Below are 18,109 nucleotides of genomic sequence, written 5' to 3'. Positions count from 1 at the left end.
TGTACAAGATAGCAATACTGTATGTCTAACCGTATAGCCCTGCACGAACGGATTCAACTGTGAATGAAGCGGCCGACGGCGCAGTGAGTGCGGTGCGCGACGGCGCCATCCTGCGTGTCACGCTGGACCGGCCGTCGCGACGGAACTCGTTGAGCCGTCCGATGATCGACACATTCGTCGCGACGCTGACCGCCGCTGCCACCGACGATTCGCTGCGCGGAATCCACATCCGCGGCGCGGGAGACGACTTCTGCAGCGGCATGGACTGGGTCGCCACCAACTCGACCGGTCAGCGCCCACGCACCGGCGACCTGGTGCGTCGTATCCCCCACACCTCCAACCGGGTGGTCGAGCTGATCCACACCATCGCCCTGCCGGTGGTGTGCAGCGTGCGCGGCTGGGCGGTGGGGCTGGGCTGCAACCTGGCGCTGGCCGCCGACTTCACGGTGGCCGCCGCCGACGCGGTGTTCTGGGAACCGTTCATCGGCAGAGGGTTCAGCCCGGACTCCGGATCCACCTGGCTTCTGCCGCGGCTCGTCGGTCTCACCCGCGCCAAGCAGATGCTGCTGCTCGGGGAGAAGATCGACGGGCGCCAGGCCGCCGAGTGGGGCCTGATCCACCGCGCGGTCGACGCATCCGAGGTGGACGCGGTGAGCGAGGAACTGCTGTCCCGGTTGGCCTCCGGGCCCACGGTGGCCATCGGCCTCGCCAAGCAGGCAATCGGCTACGGACAACATGCCACGCTGACCCAATCCATGAATCAGGAGCTGTACAACGTGGAACTCTCTAGTCGGACAACAGATTTCAGAGAAGGGTTGGCGGCGTTCCGCGACAAGCGCCAGCCGGATTTTCAGGGGCGCTGACGGAAAGGGAGCCGAACATGTCGTCAACTTTCAGCGACATCAAGTACGAGGTCGACGGGCACAAAGCGACGATCACGCTGAACCGGCCCAACGCGCTCAACGCGCTGAGCCCGCACATGATCACCGAGTTGCGCACCGCCTACGCCGAGGCCGAGAACGACGACGACGTCTGGATCGTCATCGTCACCGGGACCGGACGCGCGTTCTGTACCGGCGCCGACGTCGGTGAAATCCCCGAGGACGGCAGGGTGATCTACGAACGTCCTTACCTGTCCACCTACGACCAGTGGGAAGCCCCGCAGGAGGGCACGCCGCCGTTTCGCCGCATGGCCAAACCCGTCTTGACCGCCATCAACGGACTGTGCTGCGGCGCGGGTCTGGACTGGATCACCACCGGCGACATCGCCATCGCGTCCGACAAGGCCACTTTCTTCGATCCGCACGTGAGCATCGGTCTGGTGGCCGCCCGCGAGATGGTCCGGTTGGCGCGGGTGCTGCCCCGCAACATCGCGCTGCGGATGGCGCTGATGGGCAAGCACGAGCGGATGAGCGCCCAGCGGGCCTACGAACTCGGCATGATCAGCGAGGTGGTCGAACACGACCGGCTCATGGAACGCGCCAACGAGATCGCCGACATCGTCAACTCGAACGCGCCACTCGCGGTTCGCGGCACCCGGCTGAGCATCCACAAGACACTGGATCTTCCGTTGCACGATGCCGAGATCCTCGCGGAGACGTTCCGCGAGCGGGTGGTGCGCACCGAGGACGCGATCGAGGGCCCCAAGGCATTCATGGAGAAGCGCGCGCCGAACTGGAAGTGCCGATGACCACGCACGGTTTCGAGACGATCCTGCTGGATGTGGATTCCGCGGACCACGTTGCGACGATCACCCTGAACCGACCCGATTCGCTGAACGCGTTCAACCGCGCGATGTGTGACGAGATGGCCGAGGCGTGGCGCATCGTCAAGCTCGACGACTCGGTCAACGCGGTCGTGCTACGGGCCGCGGGCGAGCGGGCGTTCAGCGCGGGGCTGGACATCAAATCGTCGTACGGCCAGCCCGACAACGTGTGGAACCACGAGGATCCCGGCGAGAAGCTCAGCCCGAAATGGCAGAAGATGTTCAAGCCCGTGGTGTGCGCGGTGCACGGCATGTGCACGGCGGGCGCGTTCTACTTCGTCAACGAGTCCGACGTGGTGATCTGTTCGCAGGATGCGACGTTCTTCGACTCCCATGTCAGCGCCGGGCTGGTGTGCGCGCTGGAACCGATCGGGTTGATGCGCCGGGTCGGGATCGGTGAGACCCTGCGGATCGCCTTGATGGGCAACGACGAACGGGTCAGCGCGGACACCGCCCTGCGGATCGGGCTGGTGTCGGAGGTGGTTACGTCCGAGATGCTCTGGGAGCGTGCCCATGAGATCGCCGCCGGCATCGCGGCCAAGCCGCCGTCGGCCACCCAGGGCACCGTGAAGGCGATCTGGGAGTCGCTGGAGAAGCCGTATCGTGCGGCGCTGGACCAGAACCTGATCTACACCAGGCTGGGCAACCCGCTCGGACAGGCCGAACTCGCCGCCCGCGGCGGCGACAAGGTCACCCCGAGGATCCGATGACCACCGATCACCCACTGCGCCGGCGCGTCACCGCCGTGCTGAGCCTGCAACCCGATGCCCCCGCGATCGAGCACGATGGTCAGTGGTTCACCTGGGGGCAGCTCTTCGAACTCGCCCATCGCATCGAGTCGATCGGCGTCACTCACCGCGACGTCGGAATCCTGTTGCGCAACACCCCCGCCCACGTGGCGGCGCTGCTCGGCGTGCTCATGGGCGGCGGCACCGTCGTTGTGATCAACCCGTCCCGAGGCGACAAGCGGATCAAGGCCGACATCGACCAACTGCGGCTGCCGCTGATCATCGGATCCCCCGCCGACCTCGAGGCGCTGGTGAAACCGTCGGGCCGCACCACCACGGTGGCGATCACCGGGCTCGCCGATTCGCCGCGGGTGTCAGCCGCGGACACGGTGGCCGCCGGCGCCGGCCGCGCAGGTGTCGCGGTGCGGATGCTGACCAGCGGAACGACGGGGCCGCCCAAGCGCGTCGACCTCACCTACGACATGCTGGCCTGCAGCGTCATCGGCACCGACTACGACAACGCGCCGGCACCGACGGAATTGCGACAGGGTGTGGCGATCGTCAACGCACCGCTGGTGCACATCGGCGGTGTGTACCGGGTCCTGCAGTGTGTCTGCGAGGGCCGTGGTTTCGCGCTGTTGGAACGCTTCGAACTGCAGCGGTGGGCCGATGCGGTGCGCAGGCATCGACCACGGGCGGTGTCGCTGGTGCCCGCCGCGTTGCGCACCGTGTTGCGCTCGGATTTGACCCGAGACGACCTGTCCAGCATCCGCGCGGTCACCTCGGGCACCGCGCCGCTGTCAGCCGAGGACGCCGACGCGTTCACCGAGAGGTTCGGCATTCCGGTGTTGACCTCCTATGCGGCAACAGAATTCGGAGGTGGGGTCGCCGGCTGGTCGCTGGCGGACTATCAGAAGTACTGGAAAGCCAAGCGCGGCAGCGTCGGCCGCCCCACGCTCGGTGCGCAGTTGCGCGTGGTCGACGACGCGGGCAACCCGTTGGGGCCCGACCAGCCCGGGCTGCTGGAGGTCAAACCGGGTCAGTTCGGACCGGCCGCGGAGTGGCTGCGCACCACCGACATGGCACGCATCGACGCCGACGGCTTCGTGTGGATTCTCGGCCGCGCCGATCAGGCGATCATCCGGGGTGGCTTCAAGGTGATGCCCGACGAGGTGCGCGCCGCGCTGGAAAGCCATCCCGCGGTCGAAGGCGCCGCGGTCGTCGGCCGCCCCGACGAGCGGCTCGGCGAGACGCCGGTGGCCATGGTGGAGTTGCGCGAACACGTCGAGACCTCCGCACTGATGGACCATCTGCGGACGCGGCTGGCGCGCTATGAGGTTCCCACCGACATCGCCGTCGTCGACCAGATCCCCCGCACGCCGTCGGGCAAGGCCGACCTCGGCGCGGTTCGGCGTTTCTTCACCGACTCCGTCGAGCATGCCTGACACCACCGTCGGTGCGGTTCTGCGCAGCCAGGCCCACCGCCGCGGCGCGCACCCACTGCTGATCTGCGACGCCGACCGGATCACCTACGCCGAAGCCGACGAGCGATCGGCGCGGTTGGCCCGCGGCCTGATCGCGCTGGGGGCCGGCAAGGGCACCCATGTCGGGCTGCTGTACCCGAACGGGTCGGCCTTCCTGGTGGCGATGCTGGCCGCGGCGCGCATCGGGGCGGTCGTCATCCCGTTCTCCACCTTCGCCACCGCGCCGGAGTTGCGCGAGCAACTGGCCCATGCCGACGTCGAGATCCTGCTCGCCGCGGCGTCCTACCGCACGCACGACTACCGGCAGCGACTCGACGGTGTCGAGGCGCTGCCGTTGTTGCGCCATGTCCTGATCGACACCGCGCCCGACGTTTTCGCCGACGAGGCGCTGCTGCGCGGTCTGGAGGACGACGTCGACGCCTGTGATCCCGTGGCGATCGTCTACACCTCGGGCTCCACCAGCACTCCGAAAGGGGTGGTGCACACGCACGCGTCGCTGCTGGAACACCAGCAGGCCCTCAACGAGGTTCGCGGTCTGACCGCACAGGACAAGCTGTTCTGCAACTCGCCGTTCTTCTGGATCGGCGGGATCGCGTTCGCGGTCCTGGCGACCCTGCTGGCGGGGGCGACATTGGTGTGCTCCAACGCCACCGACGCCGGCGAAACACTCGACCTGATCGAGACCGAAAAGCCCACGATGACCAACGGTTTCGTGGCGGGTATCGCCCATCTGGCCCGCCACCCGAGCCTGCCGGAGCGTGATCTGACGTCGGTTCGTCGCGGCAACCTGTATCCGATCATGGCCCCCGAGGTGCGTCCGGCCGATCCCGAGCTGCGCCACTCCATGCTCGGCATGACCGAAGCCGGCAGCGTGATCACCGTCGACGCCGACGAATCCGACCAGCCGGAGCACCGCCGAGGGTCGTTCGGCAAGCCGCTGCCGGGCTTCGACACCAAGGTCGTCGATCCCGACACCGGCGCCAGCGTCGCCGCCGGTGAAGTCGGTGAACTCTGCATCCGCGGCCCCTACCTGATGCAGCGGTACTACAAGCGCAGCCGCGAAGAGTGTTTCGACGCCGACGGCTGGTTTCACACCGGCGATCTCGTCCGCGTCGATCGTGACGGTTACGTCTACTTCGTGGGGCGTCACGGCGCGATGATCAAGACCGCGGGGGCCAACGTCGCACCCGCCGAAGTCGAACGAGCGATCGCCAGGGTCACCGGCGGAACGGTGGCCCACGTCGTCGGTCTCCCCGATCCCGAGCGCGGACAGCTGGTCGCCGCCGTCATCGCGCTGGACGAACACACACCCGACTTCGACGAGTCGGCGCTGCGTGAGGCGTTGAAACGCGAGCTGTCGGCATACAAGATCCCCCGCCGATTCGCCGCCCTGCCTGCCGCGCAGATCCCGGTGCTGTCCAGTGGCAAGATCGACATCCCCCGTCTGACAAAGGTATTCGATGCCTGACACGATCGACGCGTTGATCCGGCTGCACGCAGCCGACCGCGGGTCCAAGCCGATGGTGATCGACCCCGAGCAGCGGATGAGCTACGCCGAGCTCGACGCCGGCACCCGGCAGCTGGCCGCGGCGTTGTTCGCCGCCGGCGTCGGTAAGGGCACCCGCGTCGGGCTGATCATGCCCAACGGCGTCGAGTGGGCCCGGATCGCGTTGGCGCTGACCCGTATCGGCGCCGTCCTGGTGCCGTTGAGCACGCTGCTGCAGGCCCCCGAGCTTGCCGCGCAACTGCGCGTCGCGTCGGTGCAGGTCCTGATCACGGTCGAGGAGTTCCGCGGGCACCGCTATCTCGACGATCTGTCCGCTGTGCGCGCGGATCTGCCTCCGCTACGCCAGGTCTGGTCCCCTGCGCACCTGCCGTCGACCGGTGACGCCGGGTCCATCGGCGCGGTCGCGGCGACCGTCACGCCCAGCGACACGCTGGCGATCATGTTCACGTCCGGCAGCAGCGGCCCGCCCAAGGGCGTCATCCACTCGCACGGCAACGCGCTGCGCGCGGTGCGCTCCGGCCTGGATGCGCGCTGCGTCGACGCCGACAGCCGGTTGTATCTGCCGATGCCGTTCTTCTGGGTCGGCGGCTTCGGCAGCGGTGTCCTGACCGCGCTGGCGGCGGGCGCGACGCTGGTCACCGAGCCGATCCCGCGACCGGAGACCACCCTGCGGTTGCTGGAACGCGAACGGGTCACGCTGTTTCGGGGCTGGCCTGATCAGGCCGAGGCGCTGGCCCGGCACGCCGAGTCGGTCGGCGCCGATCTGTCCTCGCTGCGGCCGGGCAGCCTCGAGGCGCTGCTGCCCGCCGAGCAGCGGGCCGAACCGGGCGCGCGGGCGAGGCTTTTCGGGATGACCGAGTCGTTCGGGCCGTACTGCGGATATCGCGCGGACACCGATATGCCCCGATCGGCGTGGGGCAGTTGCGGAAAACCATTTGACGGCATGGACGTTCGGATCGTGGACACCGACACCGGTGAGCCGGTTCCCGCAGGCACCATCGGGGAGATCCAGCTCCGCGGACCGCACGTGATGCGCGGGATCTGCCGGCGCAGTCGCGAAGAGCTGTTCACCCCCGACGGCTACTACCCCACCGGCGACCTCGGCCATCTCGACGACGACGGGTTCATGTTCTACCACGGCCGCTCCGACGACATGTTCAAGGTCAGCGGCGCCACGGTCTACCCCAGCGAGGTCGAACAGGCGTTGCGCACCATCGACGGCGTGCTCAATGCGTGCGTCACCGAGGTTTCCGGCGCCGTCGGGGCGCTCGTCGTCGGCGACCTCACGGTCGATGAGGTACGCGCCGCTGCCCGAACCCGGTTGAGCGCGTTCAAGGTTCCCACCGTGTGGCGGCTGGTCGACTCCGACGACGACATTCCGCGCAAGGCCACCGGCAAGGTCGACACCGTCAGGCTGCGCGCGCTGCTCGCCGAGGATTAGCGGTTCCGGGGCGGGCCTCTGTTCACGCCCCCGCCTCCGCCGGAGAACGACGTTTTGGCGGTTTCTACTCGCACTTTTCCGCCCAAACGTCCCTTTGGGCGCAAAAAAGCCGCTACGTGATCACGCCGCGTTCGGTCAGGTGGTCGATCAGCGGCTCGGCGCCCGCGGCGAGGTGCTCCGACATCGCCGCACGCGCCAGGTCCGCGTCGCGCTGTTCGAGCGCGGCCAGCAACCGCCGATGATGCTCGTTGGACTTCTCCGGCCACCCGGCGATGGTCGGAAACACCGACTCCGGCGCGTAGCGGGTGATCTGTGACATCAACTGGGCGAGCTTGGGTGAGTCGGCGGCGACGTTGATCGCCCGGTGGAACTCGTGATTGAGGCGGACCACCAGCTCGACGTCGTCACCGGCGTAGGCCGACTCGAGCTCGGTCTGTATCTTCTCCGCTTCGCGCAACTGCTCGATGCTGATGTTGGCCGCCGCCCGCGCCGCCAGCTCGCCTCCGATGTAGGCCTGCACGTTGGACACGTCGGTGACGTCGCGCCCCGTCACCGGCAGCACCACGAAGCCGCGCCGAGGTTGTTGCGCGAGCAGGCCTTCGGCCTTCAGCTCGAACAGCGCCTCGCGCACCGGCGTGACGCTGATGCCCAGCTCCGCCGCGAGTTGATCCAGCCGCACGTATCTTCCCGCCCCATAGGTGCCGTCGAAGATGCGCCGGCGCACGAAGCGCGCGACGTCCTCGGCCAGCTGCGGGCGCGAAACGAAATCCGGGGCGGACATGTCAGATCCGATACTCCGCGAGCAGCCGCTTGCTGATGATGTTCTTCTGGATTTCGCTTGTGCCCTCGCCGATGAGCAGGAACGGCGCGTCGCGCATCAGCCGTTCGATCTCGTATTCCTTGGAGTACCCGTAGCCCCCGTGGATGCGGAAGCTCTGCTCGGTGACCTCGGAGCAGAACTCACTGGCGAGGTACTTGGCCATTCCCGCCGCGACGTCGTTGCGTTCACCGGAATCCTTGAGCCGGGCGGCGTTGACCATCATCAGATGCGCGGCCTCCACTTTGGTTGCCATCTCGGCCAATTGGAACGCGATGGCCTGGTGTTCGGCGATCGGCTTGCCGAAGGTCTGCCGCTGCTGGGCGTAGCGCACCGCGAGCTCGAACGCCCGGATCCCGACCCCGCACGCCCTGGCCGAGACGTTGACGCGGCCCACCTCGATGCCGTCCATCATCTGGAAGAAACCCTGCCCGGGGGCCTCGCCGAGGATGTCGTCGGCGTTCGCCACATATCCGTCGAAGATCAGCTCGGTGGTGTCGATGCCCTTGTACCCCAGCTTGTCGATCTTGCCCGGGATCGTCAGCCCCGGCGCGACTTCGCCGTAGCCGACCGGCTTTTCGACCAGGAACGCGGTCAGGTTGCGGTGCGGCTTGTCGGCGCCCTCGTCGGTGCGCACCAGCACCGCGACCAGCGTCGACGTGCCGCCGTTGGTCAGCCACATCTTCTGGCCGTCGATCGTGTAGTTGCCGTCGTCGGTGCGGGTGGCGCGGGTGCGGATCGCCGCGACGTCCGAACCCAGCTCGGGTTCGGACATCGAGAACGCGCCGCGGGTCTCCCCGGTCGCCATCCGCGGCAGGAAGCGCTGCTTCTGCGCCTCGGTGCCGTGCTGACGCAGCATGTACGCGACGATGAAGTGCGTGTTGAGCACACCAGAGATGCTCATCCAGCCGCGGGCGAGTTCCTCGACGCACAGCGCGTAGGTGAGCAGCGATTCACCGAGACCGCCGTACTCCTCGGGAATCATCAGCCCGAACAGACCCATGTCCTTCATGTGGTCGACGATGGCCTGCGGGTAGGTGTCGCTCTTCTCGAACTCCGGGGCGTTCGGGATGATCTCCTTCTCGACGAACCGGCGCACGGTCGCGAGGATCTCGTTCTGCGTCTCGGTCAGCCCTAGCGTCTGGGCGAGCTTGGTCATGCGCCGACCCTCTCGAACACGGCGGCCAGCCCCTGCCCGCCACCGATGCACATGGTCTCCAAGCCGTAGCGTGCGCCGCGCCGGTTCAACTCGCGGGCCAGGGTCGCCAGCATCCGCCCTCCGGTCGCCCCGACCGGGTGGCCCAGCGAGATGCCGGAGCCGTGCACGTTCGTGCGGTCGAGATCCGCGGCGGTGAACTGCCATTCGCGCATCACCGCCAGCGCCTGGGCGGCGAACGCCTCGTTGAGCTCGATGAGGTCGATGTCGGCCAACTTCAAACCGGCCTTGGCGAGCGCGACCTCGGTCGCCGGTACCGGTCCGATGCCCATGATGTTGGGCGCCACGCCGGCCGACCCCCACGACACCAGCCGCACCAACGGCGTCAGCCCGAGTTCGGCGGCCTTCTCCGGGGTGGTCACCACGCACATCGACGCGGCGTCGTTCTGGCCGCTGGCATTGCCCGCCGTCACCGTGGCCTCCGAATCTTCCTTCAGCAGTACGGGTTTGAGCTTCGCCAGCGAATCGACGGTGGTGTCCGCACGCGGATGCTCGTCGGTGTCGATGACCTCCTCGCCGGTGCGGGTGCGCACGGTGACCGGGACGATCTCCTCGGCCAGGATGCCGTTCTTCTGTGCGGCCACCGCCCGCTGATGCGACGTCACCGCCAGCTCGTCCTGCTCCTGCCGGGAGATGTTGTACTGGCGGCGCAGGTTCTCGGCGGTCTCGAGCATGCCGCCGGGCACCGGGTAGTGCGCTCCGCCCGCGGTTGTGCGGCCACGCGCCAGCCCGTCGTGTATCCGCACACCGGTTCGGGCTGCGCCCCAACGCATGTCGGTTGAATAGAACGCGACGTTGCTCATGCTTTCGGCGCCGCCTGCGACCACGACGTCGTTGTCGCCGCCGGCCACCTGCAGGCATGCCTGGATGACGGCCTGCAGACCGGACCCGCATCGGCGGTCGACCTGCATGCCGGGCACGGTCTCCGGAAGCCCGGCGTCCAGCGCGACCACCCGCCCGATCGCGGGCGCCTCGCTGTTGGGATAGCAGTGTCCGAGGATGACGTCCTGCACGGCGCCGGGGTCGATCCCGGTCCGGTCGAGCAGACCCTTCAGCGCGGTGACGCCGAGGTCGACGGCGGTCAGCGATTTGAACATGCCGCCGTACCGGCCGATCGGCGTGCGCACCGGTTCACAGATCACCGCATCACGCATGGATCGCATGGCTCACCCTCCTGTTCTCGCCCAGAGGGACAAACGGGCGGGAAGTGCGAGTGGATCCCGCCATTTCTCGGCTCATAGGTGCCGCCCGCCGGTGATCTCGAGGACGGTCCCAGTCATGTACGACGACAGGTCGCTCGCCAAGAACAGGGCGACCTTGGCCACCTCCTCCGGCTCGCCGGCGCGGCCCATCGGCACCTCCGCCAGCTTCGAATCCCAAATATGTTGCGGCATGGCCTCTGTCATCGCCGAGCGGATCAGCCCCGGCTGGATCGCATTGACCCGCACGCCGAGATGTGCGAGTTCCTTGGCGGCGGCCTTGGTCATCCCGACGATGCCGGCCTTGGCCGCCGAGTAGTTGGTCTGCCCGACCATGCCGACCTTGCCCGAGATCGACGACATGTTGACGATCGCGCCGCGCTTGTTCTCGCGCATGATCGGCGCCGCCGCCTTCAACCCGTTCCAGGTGCCCCTCAGGTGCACGGCGATGACCTGGTCGAACTGCTCCTCGGTCATCTTGCGCAGCGTCGCGTCGCGGGTGATTCCGGCGTTGTTGACCATGATGTCCGGCCCACCGAACCGCTGCACCGCGGTGTCCACCAGGGCTTCGACGTCGGCGAGCTTGGTCACGTCGCTGCGCACCGCCAGTGCGACGTCATCGCCGCCCAGTTTCTTGGCCGCCGCTTCGGTGGCGGCGAGATCCAGGTCGCCGAGCACCACGCGCGCGCCCTCGGCGACGAATCGTTCCGCGATCGCCAAGCCGAGGCCCTGCGCACCGCCCGTCACGACCGCCGTCTGTCCGGTCAACAACGACACTTGCCCACCTTCCTCGTCGGATTTTGAGCCCGCCAGGGGCGTATCAATCGCACATCATATTTCATATATGATCGCCCGATGCTCGGGGCCGCCGCCGGCGTGCTTCGGGCCATCAACCCCGGCCTCGCAATTGACGAAGGGAGCACTCCCGATGACGACACCCGAGGTCAGCGACGACGACTTCCGCGAAATCCTGGCTCAGACACGGCATTTCGTCCGCACCGCGGTCGTGCCGCGGGAGCAGGAGATCCTCCGCGAGGACCGGGTGCCCGACGACCTGCGCGAGCAGGCCAAGAAAATGGGTTTGTTCGGCTACGCCATCCCCCAGCAGTGGGGCGGGCTGGGCCTCAACCTCGCCCAGGACGTCGAGTTGGCGATGGAGTTGGGCTACACGTCGCTGGCGTTGCGGTCGATGTTCGGCACCAACAACGGCATCGCCGGGCAGGTGCTCGTCGGCTTCGGCACCGACGAGCAGAAAGCCCGCTGGCTGGAGCCGATCGCCTCGGGCGACGTCGTCGCCTCGTTCGCCCTCACCGAACCCGGCGCCGGCTCGAACCCGTCGGGGTTGCGCACGAAAGCCGTTGCCGACGGCGATGACTGGGTCATCAGCGGCCAGAAGCGGTTCATCACCAACGCGCCGACGGCGAACCTGTTCGTCGTGTTCGCCCGCACCCGTCCCGCCGACGACGCCGGCCCCGGTATCGCGGTCTTTCTGGTTCCGGCCGACACGGCGGGCGTCCAGGTCGGCGCGAAGGACGCCAAGATGGGCCAGGAAGGCGCATGGACGGCCGACGTCAGCTTCGACGACGTGCGAGTGCCCGCCGAGGCGCTGGTCGGCGGCAGCGAGGACATCGGCTACCGGGCCGCGATGATCTCGCTGGCGCGTGGGCGCGTCCACATCGCCGCGCTCGCGGTCGGCACCGCGCAACGCGCGCTCGACGAGTCGGTGGCCTACGCCGCCACCGCGACCCAGGGCGGCACGCCGATCGGCAACTTCCAACTGGTGCAGGCGATGCTGGCCGACCAGCAGACCGGTGTGCTGGCCGGGCGGGCGCTGGTCCGCGACGCCGCGCGCAAATGGGTCGACGACGAGGACCGCCGGGTGGCCCCGTCGGCGGCGAAGCTGTACTGCACCGAGATGGCAGGCCGGGTCGCCGATCTCGCGGTACAGATCCACGGCGGCAGCGGCTACATGCGCGAGGTCGCCGTCGAGCGGATCTACCGCGACGTCCGGTTACTGCGGTTGTATGAGGGCACCAGCGAGATTCAGCGCCTGATCATCGGGTCGAACCTGGTCAAGACAGCACAGAAGGAGCGCGCATGAGCGGACGGCTGACCGGCAAGGTGGCGTTCATCACCGGAGCAGCCCGCGGTCAGGGCCGGGCGCACGCCGTCCGGATGGCAGGCGAGGGTGCGGACATCATCGCGGTGGACGTCGCCGGAAAGCTGCCCAACTGCGTGCCCTACGACCACGCGACGCCCGAAGATCTCGCGGAGACCACCCGCCTCGTCGAGGCGACGGGCCGGCGGATCCTCGCCTCCGAGGTCGATATCCGCGACGCCGACGGCCTGAGCCGGGTCGTCGACGCCGGCGTTGCGGCCTTCGGTCGCCTCGACATCATCGTCGCGAACGCCGGCATCTCCCCGCCCCAGGTGTGGAACGAGATCACGCCCGAGGATTTTCGAGACGTGATGGACGTCAACGTCACCGGTACCTGGAACACCGTGATGGCGGGTGCGCAGAAGATCATCGACGGGGGTCGCGGCGGCTCCATCATCCTGATCAGCTCAGCGGCGGGAATCAAGTTGCAGCCGTTCATGGTTCACTACACCGCCAGCAAGCACGCGCTCACCGGCATGGCCCGTGGGTTCGCGGCCGAACTCGGCAAGCACTCGATCCGCGTTAACAGCGTGCACCCCGGCCCGGTCAACACCGCGATGGGTTCGGGCGACATGGTCACCGCGCTCAGCAAGGCGATGGAGACCAACCCGTCGCTGCAGAACATGATGACGCCGTTCCTGCCGACGTGGATCCTCGAGCCCGAGGACGTCGCCGACGTGGTCTGCTGGCTGGCCACCGACGAGTCGAAGTACATGACCGCGGCGGCCATCCCGGTCGACCAGGGCTCCACCAAGTACTGACCCCCCCGGCGAGCTGGGCCCGGCGAGCAGACGCGAAACCCCCCATTTCACGGTGAAAATGGGGGGTTTCGCGTTCCCCAGCTGACACGTGGGCCCAGCTCGCGCAAGAAAAGGGGGCGTCAGCGGATGTAGCGGACGATCGACTCCGCCACGGCGGCGGGTTTCTCCGAGCCCTCGATCTCGACCGTCGTGGTCATGGTCGACTGAACGGCGCCGTCGAGCTGGTCGACCTTGGACAGCTCCGCGCGGGCGCGCACCTTGGCGCCGACCTTGACCGGCGTGATGAAGCGAACCTTGTTGTAGCCGTAGTTGATCGCCATCGTGATGTTGCCGACGGTGTAGAGCTCGTGCATGAATCGCGGCAGCAGCGACAGCGTCAGCAGCCCGTGCGCGATCGTGCCCCCGAACGGGCCGTCCGCCGCGCGCTTCGGGTCGACGTGGATCCACTGGTGGTCGTCGGTGGCGTCGGCGAACAAATTGACCCGCTCCTGGGTGATTTCGAGCCACTCCGTGGGACCCAGTTGGCTGCCTTCGGCCGCGACGAGCTCATCGAGGTCCTTGAACGTTCTCACTGCTTCTCCTTCGTCCCGCTAGAAGACGACTGTCTGGTTGCCGTATCGGATGATGCGGTCCTCACAGTGCCACAGCACCGCGCGAGACAAAACAAGGCGTTCCACATCGGCGCCGAGACGCCGCAGATCCGCCACGTCGTGGCGGTGGCCCACGCGCACCACGTCCTGCTCGATGATCGGCCCCTCGTCGAGGTCCTCGGTGACGTAGTGCGCGGTCGCGCCGACCAGTTTGACCCCGCGCTCCTTGGCGCGCCGATAGGGCGCCGCGCCGATGAACGCGGGCAGGAACGAGTGGTGGATGTTGATCAGCGGGCAGCCGACCTCGTCGATGAACCGCGGGGTGAGGATCTGCATGTAACGGGCGAGCACCACCAGGTCGACGTTGCCCTTCAGCAACTCGAGTTGGCGCTGCTCGGCCTGTTCGCGAATGTGCTTCGTGGCGGGCACATGCAGAAACGGCACCGAGAACGGCCGGACCTGGTCGGCGAGGTCGGGGTGGTTCGAGATCACCATGACCACCGCCATGTCGAGCTCACCTCGGCGGTTGCGCCAGAGCAGATCGAGCAGGCAGTGGTCCTCCGTGGAGGCCATGATCGCCACCCGCTTGGGTTTTGCCGCCTCGGTGAGACGAAAATCCATGTCGAACCGGGCGGCGACCTGCGCGGCGAAGTCGCGCTCCAGTTCGTCGCGGACGGCCGTCAGCCCGGGTAGATGGAAGATCGTGCGCTGCATGAACGTGCCGCCGGACTGTTGGGTCGCGTGTTGATCGAGCGACACGATGTTGGCGCCGGCATCGGCCAGGAACGCGCTCACGGCCGCCACGAGCCCCGGCCTGTCGGCGCACCGCAGCAGCAGCCTGCCGACGTCTTTGGCCGGCAGGGTGCCGTGGCCCGGATCCGGGTACTCCTGCACCATTCGTCATAGCGTGGCATCCGCGGGCGGCAGACGCACAAAAGTCGTCGAACAAACCGCGCCGACGCGCACAATTCCGTGGGGCTCAGTCGAGTTCTGAACGCGGCGGGATGCCTGCGGGCTTTCGTGCTTCGCGTCGTTTCCGAAATCGGGCCGTGATTTGTCGTGCAATTGTCCATAGCCCGTGAGCTGGGGTCCGATTTTGTGGTTCGAGCCGGCACTGGTGGGGCCCCGAAAGGGCGGTCACCGGGGTCGCCGACGTCCGCTGCCCGGGAAGGAATCCCGTGTTTCACCCCTTTGCGGGCGGCGCTGACCGCGGAGAATTGTCTCGCTGCCCTCGTGAGGAGCAAAATTCGGCCACTCGGCCGTGGTCACATGCGCATTACCGGCATAGAGTTCGCCACGGCCGAAACTCGGGGTCGGTGACCTGGTAAAACAATGGCTATAAAGGTAGCCGTGACGTCCCGCCTTGCTACCGTGTCGGCGAAGCTACTCCTGGGTATTCTTTGGACACGGGAAAAGATTTCGTCGCTAGCTGGTTTTCAAGCGACCGTCAGCGAGATACTCAACGTTGCATGCGCGCAAAACTATCCAAGTAATCGCCGGCGACCGCTGGGGTCGTTGGCTACTCAACGAATGGACGACCATGACGATTCTTCCCGTCGACACCGCCGATCCTTTTGTCACCAGCCTGCAGGACAGCCCGAGTTGTTGGGATCCTCAGACGGAGTGCACGGTCGTGTTCGCCGATCCGCGAGTCGAGCGGGATCTGTGGCGGGACTTCGTTCAAGGGGCCTACCAGAGCTACACCAGCCACGGGGTCGAGAAGGCGCTTGACATGGATGCCCTGCCATCCGGCCGCGACACGGTCTTGTTCGCGGCATGCGTGAACGACGCCGGCCAGGTCGTCGGCGGCCTGCGTGCCAAAGGCCCCTACCAGTCGGCCGACGAATGCCATGCGCTCCAGGAATGGAGTGGCCAGCCAGGGTATGCGGGGGTGCGCAAAATGGTCGCCGACCGCCTGCCGTTCGGCGTCGTCGAGATGAAGACCGCATGGGTGACCGATGACCCCGACCGAAGTCGGCACCTGACCAGCGCAATTTCGCGCACCCCATTGCATGCGATGAACCTGCTCGATATTCAGTTCATCGTGGCGACGGCGGCCTCCTATGTGCTCAAGCGCTGGCTGTCCTCCGGTGGCCAGTTGGCGACCAAGATTCCCGCCACCCCGTACCCCGATCACCGATACCAGACCCGGCTTGCGTGGTGGGACCGCATGACTTTCGCCAAATATGCTGATCCGCAGCAGCTTTCACTGTTCTATGCCGAGCAGCGGCAAATGGCGCCATGGCTCCAAGAAGCTCGGGAGCCTGTGGTTGCCGGAATGGCGCAATGACACCAGGCACCGATGGTGCAGAGCCGTTCAGCGCAATAGTCCTCGATACTGACGATCCGCTCCTTCAGGAGTTGCGGGCCGACCCGCGCGTGGAGTTCATCGACAGGGCGGGCGTCCAGCGCGGGGCGCTGAAGGATCTGCGGCCGCCAGTGGGTGCTGACGTGACCGACGAGCCGATCCGGTGGGCCTACTATCCTTGGCGGTCAAGGGTGGTCAGTGTGCTGGGCCCGCGCGGCTTCAGGCGGTTGCGGTTGGACCGCAACCGCAATCTGGTCACCACCGACGAACTCGACCGGCTCGGCCGGCTGCGGATCGGCGTCGTGGGCCTCAGCGTGGGACATGCCATCGCATACACCCTTGCCGCGCAAGGCTTCTGTGGAGAGCTGCGGCTCGCCGACTTCGACCGCCTCGAGCTGTCCAATCTGAACCGGGTGCCCGCCACGGTGTTCGACCTCGGGTTGAACAAGGCGGTGGTGTGTGCGAGGCGGATCGCCGAGCTCGACCCTTACGTACGGTTGGTGGTGCAAACCTCCGGTGTCACAGAGGATTCCGTCGACGAGTTCATGGACAACGTCGACATCGTGCTCGAGGAGTGCGACTCGCTGGACGCGAAACTGCTTGTGCGCGAGGTCGCGCGGGCGCGCCGGCTGCCGGTGCTGATGGCCACCTCTGACCGCTGCCTGCTCGACGTCGAACGGTTCGACCTCGATCCCGCCCGGCCGACGTTGCACGGGCTGGTCGGTGATCTGCGCGCCAGCCAGCTCAAGGACTTGGATGCGCGTGACAAGGTGCCGCACTCGCTGCGCTTGGTCGACGCTAGCCAGGTTTCCGCCCGTATGGCGGCGTCGCTCATCGAAGTCGGCGAGACGCTGTCGACATGGCCGCAGATCGCCTCGGAGGTGGCGCTGAACACCGGCGCGGTCGCCGAGGCGGTCCGCCGGGTCGGGCTGGGTGAACCGCTGGCGTCCGGCAGGGTGCGGATCGACGTCGCCGCTGCGCTGGACCGCATCGAGGAACCGGTCGTCGCCGCCACCGAGCCGGGCCCCGGCGACGGCGGCGAACCATCGATGACGGCGGATGAGGCGGTCGAGGCCGTGATGCTCGCGGCCAACCGCGCCCCGTCTGGCGGAAACGCGCAGCCGTGGCGCATCCGGGCGCACGGCGGCGAGGTGCATATCGCCTTGAACCCGGAACGGGCGACGGCGATGGATGTCGGGTGCCGGGGCAGTGCCGTCGCGGTGGGTGCGGCCACCTTCAACGCCCGGGTCGCCGCGGCTGCCCACGGCATGCTCGCCGACGTCAAGCTCGAGCCCGGCGGGGAATCCTCGCCCCTGGTCGCCACCGTCAGGCTTTCACCCGGTGACGATCCGGAGCTGGCCGCGCTCTATGACGCGATGCTGCACCGGGAGACCAACCGCCACCAGGCCCGGCGCCCGCCCGTCTCCCCCGACGTCCTCGGGCACCTGGCCGCGGCCGCGGACCGCGAGGGTGCCCGGCTGGCCGTTCTCAGCGGGGCCGAACAGCTGCAGGCCGCCGCCCGCATCCTCGCCGCCGCCGACCGCATCCGGTACCTGACGCCGCGTCTGCACGCCGAGATGATCGCCGAGCTCCGCTGGCCCGGCGACCCCTCACCTGACACCGGGATCGACATCCGAGGCCTCGAGTTACCGCAGGCAGACCTGGTGATGCTCGATATCCTGCGGCGCCCGGAGGTGATGGCCCACCTGGCGGCATGGGGCGGCGGCGCGGCTCTCGGCGATGACACCCATGACCGGGTCGCCGGGTGCGGCGCCCTCGGCGTGGTCTGCGTGCTGGGCCGGCGGCTGGTCGATTACGCGCGGGCGGGATCGGCGGTCGAGGCGGTGTGGGTGGCCGCCCAACAGCAAGGGCTTGGTGTCCAACCGGTTTCACCGGCGTTCCTCTACGCCGTGGACGAAGCCGACCTGCGGGGCCTGTCACCTGCGTTTACCGAAGAGCTTGCGGAGCTGCAATACAATTTCCGTAAGCTCGCCGGCACCGAGGCCACGGAGTCGCAGGCGCTGATACTCCGGTTCGCTCATGCGCCGCGGCCGTCGGTGCGAAGCCGCCGCCGCAGTGTGTTTCGTTCCGTCTCGGAGGATTAGTGCCAAGAAGCCTCGAAGTTCTCGTCACCT

Annotated in this window: 16 protein-coding genes; 10 read left to right on the top strand and 6 right to left on the bottom strand. The window is 67.6% G+C overall.

Translation table 11 applies throughout. From position 1 onward, the window contains the following. Positions 1-59: 59 nt before the first annotated feature. The 6 genes from MELE44368_RS15005 to MELE44368_RS14980 are packed head-to-tail and all read left to right on the top strand — an operon-like array spanning position 60 to position 6,925. The gene (locus MELE44368_RS15005) at positions 60-863 is read left to right on the top strand and encodes an enoyl-CoA hydratase/isomerase family protein (protein WP_128109227.1); all 804 of its coding nucleotides are present in this window, start codon (positions 60-62) and stop codon (positions 861-863) included. Between the two features lie 17 nt (positions 864-880). Continuing rightward, positions 881-1,690, top strand: a complete 810-nt coding sequence (locus MELE44368_RS15000) for an enoyl-CoA hydratase/isomerase family protein (protein WP_128109226.1) — start codon at positions 881-883, stop codon at positions 1,688-1,690. Beyond that, positions 1,687-2,475, top strand: coding sequence for an enoyl-CoA hydratase/isomerase family protein (locus MELE44368_RS14995; protein ID WP_128109225.1), 789 nt, complete (start codon positions 1,687-1,689; stop codon positions 2,473-2,475). Before MELE44368_RS15000 ends, MELE44368_RS14995 begins: the two co-directional genes overlap by 4 nt. Further along, on the top strand, positions 2,472-3,938 hold the full coding sequence (locus MELE44368_RS14990) for a class I adenylate-forming enzyme family protein (RefSeq protein WP_128109224.1): 1,467 nt from the start codon (positions 2,472-2,474) through the stop codon (positions 3,936-3,938). Before MELE44368_RS14995 ends, MELE44368_RS14990 begins: the two co-directional genes overlap by 4 nt. Then, positions 3,931-5,445 carry a class I adenylate-forming enzyme family protein gene (locus MELE44368_RS14985; protein ID WP_128109223.1) on the top strand — a complete coding sequence of 505 codons (1,515 nt, stop codon included), beginning with the start codon at positions 3,931-3,933 and terminating at the stop codon, positions 5,443-5,445. Before MELE44368_RS14990 ends, MELE44368_RS14985 begins: the two co-directional genes overlap by 8 nt. Next, positions 5,438-6,925, top strand: a complete 1,488-nt coding sequence (locus MELE44368_RS14980) for a class I adenylate-forming enzyme family protein (RefSeq protein ID WP_128109222.1) — start codon at positions 5,438-5,440, stop codon at positions 6,923-6,925. Before MELE44368_RS14985 ends, MELE44368_RS14980 begins: the two co-directional genes overlap by 8 nt. Positions 6,926-7,037: 112 nt before the next feature. On the opposite strand, the gene MELE44368_RS14975 is transcribed toward MELE44368_RS14980, so the two are convergent. The 4 genes from MELE44368_RS14975 to fabG form a co-directional block, all read right to left on the bottom strand. Then, entirely contained in the window at positions 7,038-7,706 is a 669-nt protein-coding gene (locus MELE44368_RS14975) for a GntR family transcriptional regulator (protein WP_128109221.1), read from the bottom strand. Between the two features lies 1 nt (position 7,707). After that, positions 7,708-8,901: an acyl-CoA dehydrogenase family protein gene (locus MELE44368_RS14970; protein WP_128109220.1), complete on the bottom strand. Its 1,194-nt coding sequence runs from the start codon at positions 8,899-8,901 to the stop codon at positions 7,708-7,710. Further along, positions 8,898-10,112: an acetyl-CoA C-acetyltransferase gene (locus MELE44368_RS14965; protein ID WP_409366126.1), complete on the bottom strand. Its 1,215-nt coding sequence runs from the start codon at positions 10,110-10,112 to the stop codon at positions 8,898-8,900. Before MELE44368_RS14965 ends, MELE44368_RS14970 begins: the two co-directional genes overlap by 4 nt. Positions 10,113-10,193: 81 nt before the next feature. Continuing rightward, positions 10,194-10,934, bottom strand: coding sequence for a 3-oxoacyl-ACP reductase FabG (fabG, locus tag MELE44368_RS14960; RefSeq protein WP_164890115.1), 741 nt, complete (start codon positions 10,932-10,934; stop codon positions 10,194-10,196). Positions 10,935-11,085: 151 nt separating this feature from the next. Here fabG and MELE44368_RS14955 point away from each other — a divergent pair, with 151 nt between their 5' ends. Together MELE44368_RS14955 and MELE44368_RS14950 are read left to right on the top strand one after the other, a co-directional pair. After that, entirely contained in the window at positions 11,086-12,258 is a 1,173-nt protein-coding gene (locus MELE44368_RS14955) for an acyl-CoA dehydrogenase family protein (protein WP_128109218.1), read from the top strand. After that, the gene (locus MELE44368_RS14950; RefSeq protein ID WP_128109217.1) at positions 12,255-13,076 is read left to right on the top strand and encodes a mycofactocin-coupled SDR family oxidoreductase; all 822 of its coding nucleotides are present in this window, start codon (positions 12,255-12,257) and stop codon (positions 13,074-13,076) included. The genes MELE44368_RS14955 and MELE44368_RS14950 overlap by 4 nt, the downstream gene beginning before the upstream one ends. 119 nt (positions 13,077-13,195) lie before the next feature. Here MELE44368_RS14950 and MELE44368_RS14945 read toward each other — a convergent pair whose 3' ends face one another. Next, positions 13,196-13,648 carry a MaoC family dehydratase gene (locus MELE44368_RS14945; RefSeq protein WP_128109216.1) on the bottom strand — a complete coding sequence of 151 codons (453 nt, stop codon included), beginning with the start codon at positions 13,646-13,648 and terminating at the stop codon, positions 13,196-13,198. Between the two features lie 18 nt (positions 13,649-13,666). Further along, positions 13,667-14,563 (bottom strand): formyltetrahydrofolate deformylase, encoded by an 897-nt coding sequence (gene purU, locus MELE44368_RS14940; RefSeq protein ID WP_128109215.1) that lies wholly within the window; start codon positions 14,561-14,563, stop codon positions 13,667-13,669. Between the two features lie 643 nt (positions 14,564-15,206). On the opposite strand from purU, the gene MELE44368_RS14935 reads away from it, so the two are divergent. Next, a complete protein-coding gene (locus tag MELE44368_RS14935; RefSeq protein WP_128109214.1) occupies positions 15,207-15,956 on the top strand; it encodes a hypothetical protein in 750 nt (249 codons plus the stop codon). Further along, positions 15,953-18,079 carry an Rv1355c family protein gene (locus MELE44368_RS14930; protein WP_128109213.1) on the top strand — a complete coding sequence of 709 codons (2,127 nt, stop codon included), beginning with the start codon at positions 15,953-15,955 and terminating at the stop codon, positions 18,077-18,079. The genes MELE44368_RS14935 and MELE44368_RS14930 overlap by 4 nt, the downstream gene beginning before the upstream one ends. Positions 18,080-18,109: the final 30 nt, after the last annotated feature.

This window comes from Mycolicibacterium elephantis DSM 44368 (assembly GCF_004014805.1).
Taxonomy (GTDB): domain Bacteria; phylum Actinomycetota; class Actinomycetes; order Mycobacteriales; family Mycobacteriaceae; genus Mycobacterium; species Mycobacterium elephantis.
This window is presented reverse-complemented; position numbering and strand designations above follow the sequence as displayed.